This is a genomic window from Mesorhizobium sp. J8 (assembly GCF_016591715.1).
GTDB lineage: Bacteria > Pseudomonadota > Alphaproteobacteria > Rhizobiales > Rhizobiaceae > Mesorhizobium.
Genome location: NZ_AP024109.1, coordinates 3,969,217 through 3,982,223 on the forward strand (window position 1 = coordinate 3,969,217; position 13,007 = coordinate 3,982,223).

The 13,007-nt window shown below is 64.6% G+C and carries 12 protein-coding genes and 1 riboswitch; of the genes, 5 read left to right on the forward strand and 7 right to left on the reverse strand.

Annotated features, from left to right (window positions below; all coding sequences use genetic code 11):
• Positions 1-4: 4 nt before the first annotated feature.
• The gene (locus tag MJ8_RS19110; RefSeq protein ID WP_201410346.1) at positions 5-607 is read right to left on the reverse strand and encodes a DUF3011 domain-containing protein; all 603 of its coding nucleotides are present in this window, start codon (positions 605-607) and stop codon (positions 5-7) included.
• A gap of 87 nt (positions 608-694) precedes the next feature.
• Here MJ8_RS19110 and MJ8_RS19115 point away from each other — a divergent pair, with 87 nt between their 5' ends.
• The 5 genes from MJ8_RS19115 to gcvP all read left to right on the forward strand — a co-directional run bounded on the left by MJ8_RS19115 (position 695) and on the right by gcvP (position 6,457).
• Positions 695-1,543 carry a transporter substrate-binding domain-containing protein gene (locus MJ8_RS19115; RefSeq protein WP_201410347.1) on the forward strand — a complete coding sequence of 283 codons (849 nt, stop codon included), beginning with the start codon at positions 695-697 and terminating at the stop codon, positions 1,541-1,543.
• A gap of 138 nt (positions 1,544-1,681) precedes the next feature.
• The gene (locus tag MJ8_RS19120) at positions 1,682-1,828 is read left to right on the forward strand and encodes a hypothetical protein (protein WP_201410348.1); all 147 of its coding nucleotides are present in this window, start codon (positions 1,682-1,684) and stop codon (positions 1,826-1,828) included.
• Positions 1,829-1,919: 91 nt separating this feature from the next.
• A riboswitch (glycine riboswitch) is annotated at positions 1,920-2,006 on the forward strand.
• 149 nt (positions 2,007-2,155) lie between these two features.
• Positions 2,156-3,256, forward strand: coding sequence for a glycine cleavage system aminomethyltransferase GcvT (gcvT, locus tag MJ8_RS19125; RefSeq protein WP_201410349.1), 1,101 nt, complete (start codon positions 2,156-2,158; stop codon positions 3,254-3,256).
• Between the two features lie 7 nt (positions 3,257-3,263).
• Complete coding sequence (gene gcvH / locus MJ8_RS19130; RefSeq protein ID WP_201410350.1) at positions 3,264-3,632, forward strand: glycine cleavage system protein GcvH; 369 nt, start codon at positions 3,264-3,266, stop codon at positions 3,630-3,632.
• Positions 3,633-3,649: 17 nt separating this feature from the next.
• Positions 3,650-6,457: an aminomethyl-transferring glycine dehydrogenase gene (gene gcvP / locus MJ8_RS19135; RefSeq protein ID WP_201410351.1), complete on the forward strand. Its 2,808-nt coding sequence runs from the start codon at positions 3,650-3,652 to the stop codon at positions 6,455-6,457.
• Between the two features lie 13 nt (positions 6,458-6,470).
• Here the strand turns inward: gcvP and MJ8_RS19140 are convergent, their stop codons facing one another.
• From MJ8_RS19140 to MJ8_RS19165, 6 genes are all read right to left on the reverse strand, one after another.
• Positions 6,471-7,643, reverse strand: coding sequence for a GGDEF domain-containing protein (locus MJ8_RS19140; protein ID WP_201410352.1), 1,173 nt, complete (start codon positions 7,641-7,643; stop codon positions 6,471-6,473).
• A 181-nt stretch (positions 7,644-7,824) separates the two neighbouring features.
• Positions 7,825-8,298 carry a tetratricopeptide repeat protein gene (locus MJ8_RS19145; RefSeq protein WP_201410353.1) on the reverse strand — a complete coding sequence of 158 codons (474 nt, stop codon included), beginning with the start codon at positions 8,296-8,298 and terminating at the stop codon, positions 7,825-7,827.
• A gap of 138 nt (positions 8,299-8,436) precedes the next feature.
• Positions 8,437-9,402 (reverse strand): type II secretion system F family protein, encoded by a 966-nt coding sequence (locus MJ8_RS19150; RefSeq protein WP_201410354.1) that lies wholly within the window; start codon positions 9,400-9,402, stop codon positions 8,437-8,439.
• A 1-nt stretch (position 9,403) separates the two neighbouring features.
• The gene (locus tag MJ8_RS19155) at positions 9,404-10,369 is read right to left on the reverse strand and encodes a type II secretion system F family protein (protein ID WP_201410355.1); all 966 of its coding nucleotides are present in this window, start codon (positions 10,367-10,369) and stop codon (positions 9,404-9,406) included.
• Positions 10,370-10,373: 4 nt separating this feature from the next.
• Positions 10,374-11,795: a CpaF family protein gene (locus MJ8_RS19160; protein WP_201410356.1), complete on the reverse strand. Its 1,422-nt coding sequence runs from the start codon at positions 11,793-11,795 to the stop codon at positions 10,374-10,376.
• Positions 11,792-13,006 (reverse strand): AAA family ATPase, encoded by a 1,215-nt coding sequence (locus MJ8_RS19165; protein ID WP_201410357.1) that lies wholly within the window; start codon positions 13,004-13,006, stop codon positions 11,792-11,794. The genes MJ8_RS19160 and MJ8_RS19165 overlap by 4 nt, the downstream gene beginning before the upstream one ends.
• Position 13,007: the final 1 nt, after the last annotated feature.

Genomic DNA, 13,007 nt, shown 5'->3' on the forward strand with positions numbered 1-13,007 from the left:
GCGATCAATCGTCCGAACTGTCGAAAGTGGTTTGACCGGGTTCGGGCGGCGCGTCACCCATCTCATCCGGATTGTCCACCATGCAGCCGACGCCGTGGCATCCCTGATAGTTGCCGTGGGTATCGAAATTGGGATTGCCGTCCCTGTCGAACTGGGGCGTCGGGTCGATCCATCGATCGTCGCGGCGCGGCTTCGGCCTCGGATAGTAGTTGTCGGAATGACGGCCATGCCTATCAGCGTTGTCGAGGATGGCGCCGACAATTCCGCCGACGATGATGGCGGCTGCCGCATCGCCGGGAGAAGGCCTGCGGCCGGAGCCGGCAACCAGGAATTGCGCCGAGCAGCCCTTGTCCACCCAGATGCCGCCGCCGTCATAACCCCAGCTCGCGCCGAACTGGCAACGCGACTTCGATAGCCGGTTGGTCAACTGCACGCCGCCACGCGTGTCGACCCCGCAATAGGAATAGCGATAGTTGGAACTTGAGCAGACCAGGCGCATCGGGCCCGCAGCCTGCGCCGCGTCGGGCAGCAGCGACAGTTGCGTCGGATTGCCCAGGAGGCAGGCCAGGAACATCGTCGAACCGGTAACCGCCATCCGCGCCGACATCGCAAATCTCCAAATGGTTTCGCTATCGACAGAATGGCACCTCTGTGTAAGTCTTACAACCAGACAAGCTGCAGTGAGGATATATTCATGCGCGCTAACAAAATGGTCGCGGCGATCATACTTATTCTCTCTGCCTGGCTGGCGTTATTGCCGGCTCGCGCGGACGATAGCCTGAAGCGCGTCATCGACCAGAAGACACTGACGGTCGGCGTGGCGCTCAACCCGCCATGGATCCTCAAGAACGCGGACGGCAAATTCGCGGGCTACGATGTCGACCTGACCAGTGCCCTGGCGTCCGATCTCGGCGTCGACCTGAAGCTGGTCGAAGTGCCGTGGAACGACTTGAAGGCACGTCTGCTCAAAGGCGATTTCGATCTGATCGCCGCAGGCTATGCCAGCACGCCGGAGCGCGCTCGCGAGGTTGTATTCTCCAATCCGACCGGCACCGCCGACATCCGCATGGTGGCCTCGATCGCCAGCCTCGGCAAAAGGCCGGGAAAGGCGCTGACGCGTCCCGGATACAAGATTGCTGTGCTCTCCAATTCCACCGATGAGGCGGCCGCCAAGGAAGCCTTCCCGAAGGCGAACATCCTGTCCTTCGACAACACCGCCGACGTCTTTGCCGCGATCATCGGCGGCGACGCGCAGGCGATGGTCGCCACCTCGCCGACGCCGCAGATGGCGGCAAGGCTCTACGATGCGAAATTCAGGCTGGTCGGCGGCCCGCTGCTGCGCACGCCGGAAGCCTTTGCCCTGCGGCCGGACGATGTCCGCCTGATCCAATACGTCAACAACTGGATCGGGGCGCGCACCGCCGACGGCACCATCGCCGGTGTTCGCCGCTACTGGTTCGGCGGCTTCAAATGGATGTCGCGCTTCGACACCCCAGCCAAGCCGGACCAAGCCAAGACGGACCAGACCAAGCCGAAGCCGTAAGCTTGGAGCAATTCCAGGAAAAGTGCCTGAGGTTTTCCGCGCGGAATTGCGTCAAAACAAGAAGATGGAGCGGTTCGCTGTTCCGTGAAACGGTAAACCGCTCTAAGCCACCTTATCCAACAGCGGCTTCAGCGCCGGATGGATTTCCGGCGCAGCGTGCTTGATCAGCGTCAGCAGCGCGCGCTCGTTGTCGCGCAGCGGCCGCTGGCCGCCGCCGCCGCGCTCGGCCAGCCATTCGGCCTCGCCAGCTCAGGAGGCCGGCATTTGCAGGCCGGCCCCATCTGAATATCGATGCAACCTTTGATGTCGCTGGGAGGTGACAAGGTGTCGCCGACGGGCTATGGATGGCGCGTCGGGGGCTCGGGTGACTGAGTCCCACCTGTTTGCGGGAGAGAGCAGCGTCAGCTGTCGCCGAAGGGGAAATCGCCCGAAATCTCTCAGGCAAAAGAACCGTGGACGGGAAAGACAACTCTGGAAAGTCGGGGCTCGCCCCGCGCCGAAGGTGTAAGCGCTGCCGACAGAGTTACGGGGCGCGAGTCTCTCAGGCTTCAGACAGAGGGGCACGAACTAGGCCGCCAACGGCGGTCGATTGCGTGCGACTCTGGAGAAGACATGACAGGCGAAGACACCAGACATCTACCCCTTGAGGATTTGCATCAGGCCGCGGGCGCGCGTTTCGGCGCCTTCGCCGGCTGGTCGATGCCGCTCACCTACCCGCCCGGGGTGATGAAGGAACATCTTCACACACGCGAGCATGCCGGCCTGTTCGATATCTCGCATATGAAGCTGTTCGAGGTCGCGGGTCCGGGGGCCACCGCATTGCTGAACCGCGCCTGCCCGCTCGATGCCGGCGCGCTGTACATCTCGCAGTCCAAATACACTTTTTTCCTCAACGAGGCGGCAGGCATCATTGACGACCTGATCGTCACGCGCCTGGGCGACGACCGGTTCATGGTGGTGGCCAATGCCGGCAACGCGGTGGAGGACGAGAAGCATCTGCGCGCGCTGGCCGCCGATTTCGATGCCAAGGTCGAGCCGCTCGAGCGGGTTTTCCTGGCGATCCAGGGACCGGACGCCTGGGCCGCGCTTGCGCGGGCCGGCATCGAAACCGGTTCGCTGCTCTTCATGCACGGCATCGAACCGCGTCAGAACTGGTTCATGAGCCGCTCCGGCTACACCGGCGAGGACGGTTTCGAGATCGGCCTGCCGGAGAAGGACGCGCGTGATCTGGTCGCCAAACTCCTGGAGGACGTGCGCGTGCAGTGGATCGGCCTTGCCGCGCGCGACAGCCTGCGGCTCGAGGCCGGTCTTTGCCTGCACGGTCAGGACCTGACGCCGGAAACCGACCCCGCGAGCGCCGGACTGACATGGGCGATTCCCAAGGAGGTCCGGGCTGCCGGCCATTTCATCGGCGCCGACGCGCTGCGCTCGATCCTCGAGCGCGGGCCGCCGCAGAAGCGCGTCGGCTTGAAGCCCGAAGGGCGCCAGCCGGTGCGCGCCGGCGCGGCGCTGGTCGACGTCGACGGCAATCCGGCCGGCCATGTCACCTCAGGCGGCTTCGGCCCTTCGACCGGGCACCCGGTCGCCATGGGCTACGTCGACATCGCGCTGGCCAGAGCCGGCACGAAACTCATCGGCGATGTCCGCGGGACGAAAATCCCGATCGACGTCGCGTCCCTGCCCTTCACTCCACACCGCTACCGCAAAGGATGATTTCCAGATGGCAAAGACCTATTTCACTGAAGACCATGAATGGCTCCGTGTCGAAGGCGGCATCGCCATTGTCGGTATCACCGACTATGCGCAGGAACAGCTCGGCGACCTCGTCTTCGTCGAGCTGCCGGAAATCGGCCGCAAGCTAGCCAAGGGCGATACGGCCGTGGTCGTCGAGTCCGTCAAGGCGGCATCGGACGTCTATGCGCCGGTCGACGGCGAGATCACCGAGGCCAACGCCTCGCTGTCGGCCGACCCGTCGCTGGTCAATTCGGCGGCGACCGGCGACGGCTGGCTCTGGAAGATGAAGCTTTCCGACGCAAGCCAGCTCGACAGCCTCATGGATGAGGCCGCCTACAAAGCCCATATCGGCTGATATCAGGACATAAAGACATGACCGCAGCGCTTACTCCCTTCTCGGCCCGCCATATCGGCCCGGGCGTCAACGACGTCAGAGCCATGCTTGCCGTGCTCGGCGTCCCGTCCGTCGAGACGCTGATCAGCCAGGCCGTGCCGAGATCGATCCGCCTCGACCAGCCGCTCAACCTGCCTGCTCCGGCCAGCGAAGCGGAAGCGCTGGCCGAACTGTCTGCGATCATGGCGAAGAACACGGTGCTGAAGAGCTTCATCGGCGCCGGCTATCACGGCGTCTTCGTGCCGCCGGTCATCCAACGCAACATGTTCGAGAATCCGGCCTGGTATACGGCCTACACGCCCTACCAGGCCGAGATCAGCCAGGGCCGGCTGGAAATGCTGTTCAATTTCCAGACCCTGGTCACCGAGCTCACCGGCTTGCCGGTGGCATCCGCCTCGCTTCTCGATGAAGCCACCGCCGTCGCCGAAGCCGTGGGGATCGCTTTGCGCCATCATCGCGACAAGCGCACCAAGGTGGCGCTTGCGGGTGTGCCGCATCCGCAGACGCTGGATGTCGTGCGCACCCGCGCCGAGCCGCTCGGCACCGAGGTCGACGGCGAGACCATCGACGACAACACCGCCGCCCTCCTCGTCTCCTGGCCGGACACGTTCGGGGTCTATGGCGACCACAAGGCGGCAATCGAGAAGGCCCGCGCCGCCGGCGCGCTTGTCGTCTTCATCGCCGATCCACTCGCGCTGACCCTGACGGATGCGCCGGCCAAGCTCGGTGCCGACATCGCCGTCGGTTCGATGCAGCGCTTCGGCGTGCCGATGGGCTTCGGCGGTCCGCATGCCGCCTATTGCGCCGTCTCCGACAAGCTGACCCGTCTGATGCCCGGCCGCCTTGTCGGCCAGTCGGTCGACACGAGGGGCCGCCCCGGCTACCGGCTGGCGCTGCAGACGCGCGAGCAGCACATCCGCCGCGACAAGGCAACCTCCAACATCTGCACCGCGCAGGCGCTGCTCGCCAACATGGCGACGGCTTACGCGATCTGGCACGGCCCCGCCGGCCTGCAGGCAATTGCCGGTCGCATCCACGGCCTTGCCGACCGGCTTGCCTCAGGTCTCAAGGCCGCCGGCGTGTCGGTGCTCGGCGCGAACCGCTTCGACACTGTGACCGCCGAAGTGAAGGGCAAAGCCGCGGCAATAGCCGCTGCCGCCGAAAAGGCCGGCAGGCTGTTGCGCGTCATCGATGCCGATCACGTCAGTGCCGCCTTCGACGAGACCTCGACGGAAGCCGATCTCGAGGCGATCGCCGGCCTGTTCGGAGCCAAGCCCGGCGCCGGTGGCGGCTCGATGCCCGGCAAGCCGCGCGGCAAGGAATTCCTCACCCAGCCGGTCTTCCACGACAATCGTTCCGAAACCGAGATGATGCGCTTCCTGCGCCGGCTGGCCGACAAGGACCTGGCGCTCGACCGCGCCATGATCCCGCTCGGCTCCTGCACCATGAAGCTCAACGCCGCCGCCGAGATGATGCCGGTGAGCTGGCCGAGCGTCGCCAACCTGCATCCCTTCGCGCCAGCCGCTCATTCGGCGGGCTACCGCAAGATGGCCGCCGATCTGGAGGCCTGGCTGTCGGAAATCACCGGCTTCGACGCCGTCAGCCTGCAGCCCAATGCGGGCAGCCAGGGCGAATATGCCGGTCTGCTTGCCATCCGCGCCTATCACCGCGCGCGCGGCGAAGGCCACCGTACCGTCTGCCTGATCCCGTCGTCCGCGCACGGCACCAATCCGGCGAGCGCCGCGATGGCCGGCATGAGCGTCGTCGTCGTGCGCTGCCTGGACGACGGCAACATCGACATGGACGATTTACGCGCCAAGGCCAACGAGCATTCCAAGAACCTCGCGGCGCTGATGTTCACCTATCCCTCGACGCACGGCGTCTACGAGGAAGGCGCGCGTCATCTGTGCGCCCTGATCCACGAGCATGGCGGCCAGGTGTATTTCGACGGCGCCAACCTCAACGCGCTCGTCGGCCTCGCCCGCCCCGGCGACATCGGCGCCGATGTCTGCCACATGAACCTGCACAAGACCTTCTGCATTCCGCATGGCGGCGGCGGCCCGGGCGTCGGCCCGATCGGCGTCAGGGCGCATCTGAAGCCATATCTGCCGGGCCACGTCACCGAGGGGTCGGCGCATGCCGTGGCGGCAGCACCCTTCGGCAGCGCATCGATCCTGCCGATCACCTGGATGTATATCCGCATGATGGGCGCCTCCGGCCTCAAGCAGGCGACGGAGACTGCGATCGTTTCGGCCAACTATGTGGCGACGCGGCTCGCGCCGCACTACCCGCTGCTTTACAAGGGCCGGAGCGATCGCATCGCGCATGAATGCATCCTCGACACCCGCGTGCTCAAGGAGAGCGCCGGCATCAGCGTCGACGACATCGCCAAGCGCCTGATCGACTACGGCTTCCATGCACCGACCATGTCGTTCCCGGTCGCCGGCACGCTGATGGTCGAGCCGACCGAGTCCGAGCCCAAGCGGGAGCTCGACCGGTTCTGCGAGGCGATGATCGCCATCGCCGGCGAGGCGGCGAAAGTGGCGAAGGGCGAATGGCCGTCCAACGACAACCCGCTGGTCAACGCCCCGCACACCGCGGCGGAAGCGCTTGCCGGCGAGTGGAAGCATCCCTATTCGCGGCTGGAGGCGGCCTATCCGGCGGGCGATGCCGACCTTTCGGCAAAATACTGGCCGCCGGTCTCGCGCATCGACAACGTCGCCGGCGACCGCAACCTGGTCTGCTCGTGCCCGCCGCTGTCGGAATATCTCGGCGCCGCCGAATAGCGGACAACGAGGTTCAGGCGGTTTTCAGGGCCGGCCCGGAGCCGGGCTGGCCCGCTCTGTCTTGGGCGATGACACGATTCCGCCCGGCGCGCTTGGCCGCATAAAGTGCGGCGTCCGCTTGCGCCAGCACCTCGTCGAGCGAGCGGCCCGCGGCGTTACCGAATCCCATGCCGCCGCTGACGCTGCTGCGCAACGGGCCGCGGTGGGTCGCCACGATCTCCGTGCCGAACGCGACGCCGATCCGGCTTGCCATGTCATGCGCCTTTTCCGGCGTCACGCGCGACATGACGAGCGCGAATTCCTCGCCACCCAGCCGGAACGCATCGACCCCTGTCCTGCCGTATTTCTTGATCACCGCCGCGAAGCGGCAAAGGACCTCGTCGCCGACGGGGTGGCCGAAGACGTCGTTGGTCGTCTTGAAATGGTCGAGATCGAACATGGCGATCGCCATGAACGGACCGAAGCTGCGCTCGCCGTAAAGCTCGTTGAGCGCCCTGCGGTTCATCAGTCCGGTCAGCGGATCGGTCATCGTCTCGGCCTTGAGTTCGATCTGCGCCTGCAGATGGTGCAGCGACAGCGTCAACGCGCCGAGGCCGGTCATGCAGGCGACCGCGACGACGGAGTTCAAGCGCTCGGCCCAGTTGTCGGGCGCAGCGCCGAGCACCCACTGCCCTTGTGCCAGCAACGCCAGGCCGCACAGGGCGAAGGATAGGCCGCAGGCGCCGCTGAGGAACGAAACGACGAGCAGGATCCGGCGGTCGTGATCCCCCTTCATCCAGAACATCGCGCCGATCGCGGCGAGCAGCGCCGTCACGGCCGCATAGGTGATCTGGAAGCCGATACCGTCGAAGCCGAGATAAGTGACCAGCGCGCAGGCAGCCATTGCGGCCAGCGCCGGCACGATGGCGCGGCGATAGTCGCGGAAGCCGAGATACTGCATGGCCGACAGGCAGATCACCAGAAAACCCAAGGTCAGCAGCGCGAGCACGACCTGACACAGCCAGGGCTCGGGATCTTTGGTATAGCGCCAGAAGGCGACGACATGGGCGACGAGCACGAAGATGCCGCAGGCGACCGTGAGCACGAAGCGCGCCCGCGGCGTGGTGAACCAGATCGCAAACATGGTGATGCTGAGGCATGTGCCCGACAGCGCCGCCGCGAGCAGGAGCGAACTGAAATCCAACATCCCTGAAGAACTGCCTCTAGCGTCTGCCCGGTGCCCTTCCCTTCAGTGTAGGCTGGCGGGGGCCGGCGCAAATCGTTTTCGGCCGACGCCCATCGCTACCTCGACACAGGGTTTACAAAGCGTCGACAGGCGAGGCGAAACCCGCGTGACAATACACGGGACACGCGAGGCCGCAGAGGAATCAGCCCTTGTCGAGCAGCGCCAGATTGGCGTTGACCACTGTCTGATCGGCCATGCCGGCCTTGGCCTCGAGCAGCAGCGCGCGCGCCTTTTTCTTGTTGCCGCGCAGGAGCTGCGAGTAACCCATATTGTTGACGATCTGCGGCTTGCGCCCGGCGACCTTCAGCAGCTGCGCGTAGGCCCGATCGGCGAAGTCGAAGCGGCCGAGTTCGTCATAGGACGCGGCAAGCCCCATCCAGGCCTCGGCATTGTCGGATTTGAGTTCGACCGCCTTGCGGAAATGCTGCTCGGCAAGACCGAAATTCGCCTCGCGGAACTGCGCCTTGCCTTCGACGAGGTCGTTGGCGCTGACATCCTTGGCCACCGGCTGGATCGCCGTGGTCTTGGTCGTGTCGACATTGTTGTTCGTCGTACAGCCGGTGATCATCAAGACGGCCGCCAACGCCGCCGCTGCCCTGGGAAGTCTTTGACGCATGCCCCTGCCCCATCGCCCGATTTGCCGGGTCGTTCTTCAGGAAGAACCTTACAGGAGAGCAATTAAGCTTCAGTGCCGAAATGCAGCTAAATTTTGGTTGCCCGCAAAGGATGCGTTAACCAGCGCAGGCGCCAGGGTTTAGTGATGAGCGGTCAGCTTCACGATGATCGGTATGATCGCGATCATCAGCACCACCGGCAGGATGCAGACCGTCACCGGGACCGACATCTTGGCCGGAAGGGCATGTGCCTTCTCCTCGGCCAGCGACATGCGCTTGTGCCGCATCTCGTCGGAAAAGACGCGCAGCGAGCCCGACAGGCTGGTGCCGAGCTCCTTCGATTGCTGCAACAGCGTCGCGAAGGAGCGAACCTCGTCGAGGCTGAGACGGTCGGCTAGCGCCTTCAGCGCATCATCGAGGCTGCGCCCGGCGCGCAGCTCCAGCGACACCAGGATCAGGTTTTGGCTGAGCGACGGGTAGGTCCTGGCTAGCTCCTTGGAGACCCGCTCGATGCCGGCCTCCATGCTCATGCCGGCATCGGAGCAGACGATCATCAAATCCATGAAATCGGGAAAGCCGTTGCGGTATTCGCGCATCTTTTCCCGCACCTTCTGCGTCAGCACCAGGCCCGGCAGGAAATAGCCGCCGGCCCCCGACAGGATGATGAAGGTCCAGCGGCTGGTCATGGTTGACTCGGCGCTGGCCGCCCAGTGGTTGATCAGGAACGCGCCGAGCGCTGCCCCAACCATGGTGGCGAAGCGAACGAGGAAGAACATGCCGACTGCGCGCGGCTCCATATAGCCGGCCTGGATGAGTTTCATGCGCAGCCGGGCGACATTTTCCGGGTCGCTCTTGGCATAGAACTCCTGCGCCCGCTTCACCGCCTTCTCGCGCACGGCATTGGTGCTCTTCTTGGGCGCGGACTCCGCCTGCTCGGCCGGCTGCAATGTCTCGACCTTCAGCCGGCGCTTGACCTCGCCGCGATCGCCCTTGGCGAGCACCAGCGGCCAGGCGACGGCGCCGCCGCCCAGCACAAGCAGCAGCACCGCAACCGGGACCAGCGAGCTCGGCGCGAGCGAGGCGAGGAAGCGGATGACGTCTTCCATCTCAGAACCTGAAATTCGACATCTTGAACATGATGGCGTTGCCGAGCAGCAGCCAGATGATGGAGCCGCCCAGCATGTACCAGGTCTTCGGCACGTCCCAGACATCCTGGTAGAACTGCGGCATCAGCACCATGATGGCGGTGAACAGAAGCACCGGCACCGCGGTCAGGATGTAAGCCGACATGCGCCCTTCCGTCGAAATGGCGCGCACCTTGCGGCGCAGCTTGCCGCGATCGCGGATCGTCGCCGACAGGCCGTCGAGGATTTCGCGCAGGTTGCCACCCGAACTGCTCTGGATCGACACCGCCGTGACGAACAGCGGCAGATCCTCATGGCCCACCCGGTCGAAGAGATTGTTCAGCGCGGAGACCAGATCGGAGCCGTAGGTCACCTCGTCGGCGACGACGCCGAACTCGGTGCCGATCGGATCGGCCATTTCGCGCGCCACCATGGCGATCGCCACCGGCACCGGATGGCCGGCCTTCAGGCCGCGCGTGATGAGCTCCAGCGCCTCGGGCAGCTGCATGCCGAACCGCTTGTGCCGGCGCTTGCGCATGAAGCGCATGACCATCACCGGCAGCACCGGCGACAGCACGACGAACACGATGAGGCCAAACAGGAGCGGCAGGCCTTTCCAGATGCCGACCAGCGCCAGCGCGGCCGCCACTCCCGATGTGACCATCAGGAATTTCGGCAGCGGCATGGTCATGCCGGACTGCGTGCGCAGGGCGTGGAAGCGGTCGAGGGAAAAGATGGAGGTCGTGCCGTCGATACCGCGCTCCTTGCGCAGTTGGATCAGCACCTGCTCCTGGCTGATCTTGTTCTCGGCGAGCTTCATCCGGCGGTTGATGGCCGTGCGCTTGTCGCTGCGCCCGGCATAGAGCAGATAAAGGCCCTCGGCGATCATGATGCCGGTGAGCGCCGCCGCGGCGTAGACGACGTAGACCGGGCTGAATCCCTCGAACACCGGCCTAGTCCTGCGGCCGGCCGGGCTCGAAATACTTGCCCGGGAATTCGATGCCCATGTTGCGCAGATCCTCGAGGAAGCGTGGGCGGATGCCGGTCGCTTCGAAATGCCCGAGGATCCTTCCGTCTGCTTCCATGCCGGTGCGCACGAAGCGGAAGATCTCCTGCATCTGGATGACGTCGCCTTCCATGCCGGTCACTTCGGCGACGCTGGTCACCTTACGCTTGCCGTCGGAAAGGCGCGTCAGTTGGACGATGATGTCGATGGCGCTGGAGATCTGGCTGCGGATCGACTGCACGGTCATCGGCATGCCGGTCATGCCGAGCATCTGTTCCAGACGCGAGATGGCGTCGCGTGGTGTGTTGGCATGGATGGTGGCCATCGAACCTTCATGACCGGTGTTCATCGCCTGCAGCATGTCGAAGGCTTCCTCGCCGCGGCACTCGCCGAGGATGACGCGGTCGGGGCGCATGCGCAGCGCGTTCTTGACGAGGTCGCGCTGCTTCAATTCGCCATGGCCCTCGATATTGGCGGGGCGCGTTTCCATGCGCGCGACATGCGGTTGCTGCAATTGCAACTCGGCCGCGTCCTCGATGGTGATCAGGCGCTCGTCTTCCGGAATGAAGGCCGACAAGGCGTTGAGCATCGTCGTCTTTCCGGTGCCGGTGCCGCCGGAGATGATCGTGGTCTTCCGGGCATGCACCGCCGCCGCCAGCACCTCGGCCATGTTCTGGGTGATGGCGCCGAATTCGACCAGCTTGTGCAGGCCGAGCTTGTTCTTGGAGAATTTGCGGATCGACACCAGCGGCCCGTCGACGCCGACCGGACGGATCGCCGCGTTGAAGCGCGAACCGTCAAGCATGCGGGCATCGACCATCGGCTGCGATTCATCGACGCGCCGGCCGACCGCCGCGACGATTTTGTTAATGATTCGAAGCAGATGCGCCTCATCCTTGAATGGGATGTGGACCTGCTGCAGCTTGCCGCGCTTTTCGACGAAACAGTTCTCGTGGCCGTTGATCAGGATATCGTTGATCTCGGGATCCTTGAGCAGCGGCTCCAGCGGGCCTAACCCGACCATTTCATCGACGATGTCGTCGACCAGCGCGTCGAGCTCGGCGATGTTGATCGCCATCCGCTCCTCGCGCGTCTTTTCCGAGACGAATTCATGCACCTGCCGGCGCATTTCATCCCGAGGCAGCCGCTCCAGCGCCACGAGGTTGATCTCTTCGAGCAGCATGCGGTGGATGCGCACCCGTGCGTCGAGCACCTTGTTGGCGCTCTTAGCGGGCGCGGCTTCAGGCTTCGGCGGCGCCGGTTTGCGGGTCGTCGGGATGATGACCGCGTTGTGCGTGACGGGCGCGGGTTCCGGCGCCCGCTGCGGGCGGACGTCACGGCTCTGCAGGTTGGAAAAGCGGCTGGTCATCCTGCCTTCCTCTTCAGCAAGCCCTTGCGCAGGCCGAACAGCGACTTCGATTTGACCGTGGTCTGGACGGCCTCCTCCGGCAGGATGATCTTCTTCAGGTCGTTGACGACATTGGCGTTGGGGTCGATGGCATGCAGCGGCACGCCACGGTCGACCGCCTCGCGTACCAGCCGGTAATTGTTGGAGATGCCGCCGACGAAATGCTCGCCGAGTATCTCCTGGACGTCGGCCTGCTTGATGCCGCTGTCGAACATCTTCTGCTCGAAGCGGTTGACGATGACATTGGGCTTCACCTCCTTGCCGGCAGTCTCATAGACGGCCTGGATGAGACGCTGCGTATGGCGCAGGCACGGCACCGTCATCTCGGCGACGATGTAGAGCTTGTTCGACCCGAGCAGCACCGTCTCGGTCCAGGGGAACCAGGTGCGCGGCATGTCGATGACGACATTGTCGAAATAGGCCGCCACGAGATCGAGCATGCGCACCACGACATCGGTCTTGAACGAACGCATGTCGGACGGGCGCGTGGGAGCGGCAAGCACGCACAGACCGCTCGCATGCTTGGACAACATCACGTCAAGCAGTTGCCGGTCGAGGCGCTCCGGCTGGTTCTCGATTTCCGTGATATCGAAGCGCGGCTCGAGGTCGAGATATTCGGCGCAGGCGCCTTGCTGGAAGTTGAGGTCGACAACGCATGTCGAGGCGCCGCGCGTCACCGAATGATGCAGTTGGAAAGCCGTCTGCAGGGCGAGCGTGGTGGTGCCGACGCCGCCGGCGGCCGGCATGAATGTGTAGACGTGCGATTCGGTGTTCTCTTCCCGCCCCGGCCCTTGCAGCGCACGAATGACGGAACGCACGAGGTCGGCCGTGGTGATCGGCTTGACCAGGAAGTCGGCGACCTTGAGCTGCACCAGGATGCGCACCGCCGCCGCGTTGAACTCCTGGGTGACGACGACCACCGGAACGCTGCCTTCCAGCCGCCGCATGACGCGCTGCAGCGACTCGATTTCCTCGAGCTTGGCCGCGTCCATGTCGACGATGACCGTGCCGAAGTCCGCTTCGAGGATTTCACCGCGCAGCTCGTTGACGCTCTTTTCCAGCGTCAGAAGCTCGATGACCTCGGAGGTCGCGAAAGCGGTCCGCGTGTCCTGCAGAAACGCCCTGTCCGTCGAAACGAGCAGTATCTTCTTTGTCTTGGTGCCAGATACCATC

What these genes read in the sequence shown, in the direction of transcription:
- MJ8_RS19110 (WP_201410346.1), bottom strand. Translation starts at nt 607, where the DNA reads ATGTCGGCGCGGATGGCGGTTACCGGTTCGACGATGTTCCTGGCCTGC.
- MJ8_RS19115 (WP_201410347.1), top strand. Translation starts at nt 695, where the DNA reads ATGCGCGCTAACAAAATGGTCGCGGCGATCATACTTATTCTCTCTGCC.
- gcvT (WP_201410349.1), top strand. Translation starts at nt 2,156, where the DNA reads ATGACAGGCGAAGACACCAGACATCTACCCCTTGAGGATTTGCATCAG.
- MJ8_RS19145 (WP_201410353.1), bottom strand. Translation starts at nt 8,298, where the DNA reads ATGCGTCAAAGACTTCCCAGGGCAGCGGCGGCGTTGGCGGCCGTCTTG.
- gcvH (WP_201410350.1), top strand. Translation starts at nt 3,264, where the DNA reads ATGGCAAAGACCTATTTCACTGAAGACCATGAATGGCTCCGTGTCGAA.
- MJ8_RS19120 (WP_201410348.1), top strand. Translation starts at nt 1,682, where the DNA reads ATGGATTTCCGGCGCAGCGTGCTTGATCAGCGTCAGCAGCGCGCGCTC.
- MJ8_RS19160 (WP_201410356.1), bottom strand. Translation starts at nt 11,795, where the DNA reads ATGACCAGCCGCTTTTCCAACCTGCAGAGCCGTGACGTCCGCCCGCAG.
- MJ8_RS19165 (WP_201410357.1), bottom strand. Translation starts at nt 13,006, where the DNA reads ATGGTATCTGGCACCAAGACAAAGAAGATACTGCTCGTTTCGACGGAC.
- gcvP (WP_201410351.1), top strand. Translation starts at nt 3,650, where the DNA reads ATGACCGCAGCGCTTACTCCCTTCTCGGCCCGCCATATCGGCCCGGGC.
- MJ8_RS19140 (WP_201410352.1), bottom strand. Translation starts at nt 7,643, where the DNA reads ATGTTGGATTTCAGTTCGCTCCTGCTCGCGGCGGCGCTGTCGGGCACA.
- MJ8_RS19150 (WP_201410354.1), bottom strand. Translation starts at nt 9,402, where the DNA reads ATGGAAGACGTCATCCGCTTCCTCGCCTCGCTCGCGCCGAGCTCGCTG.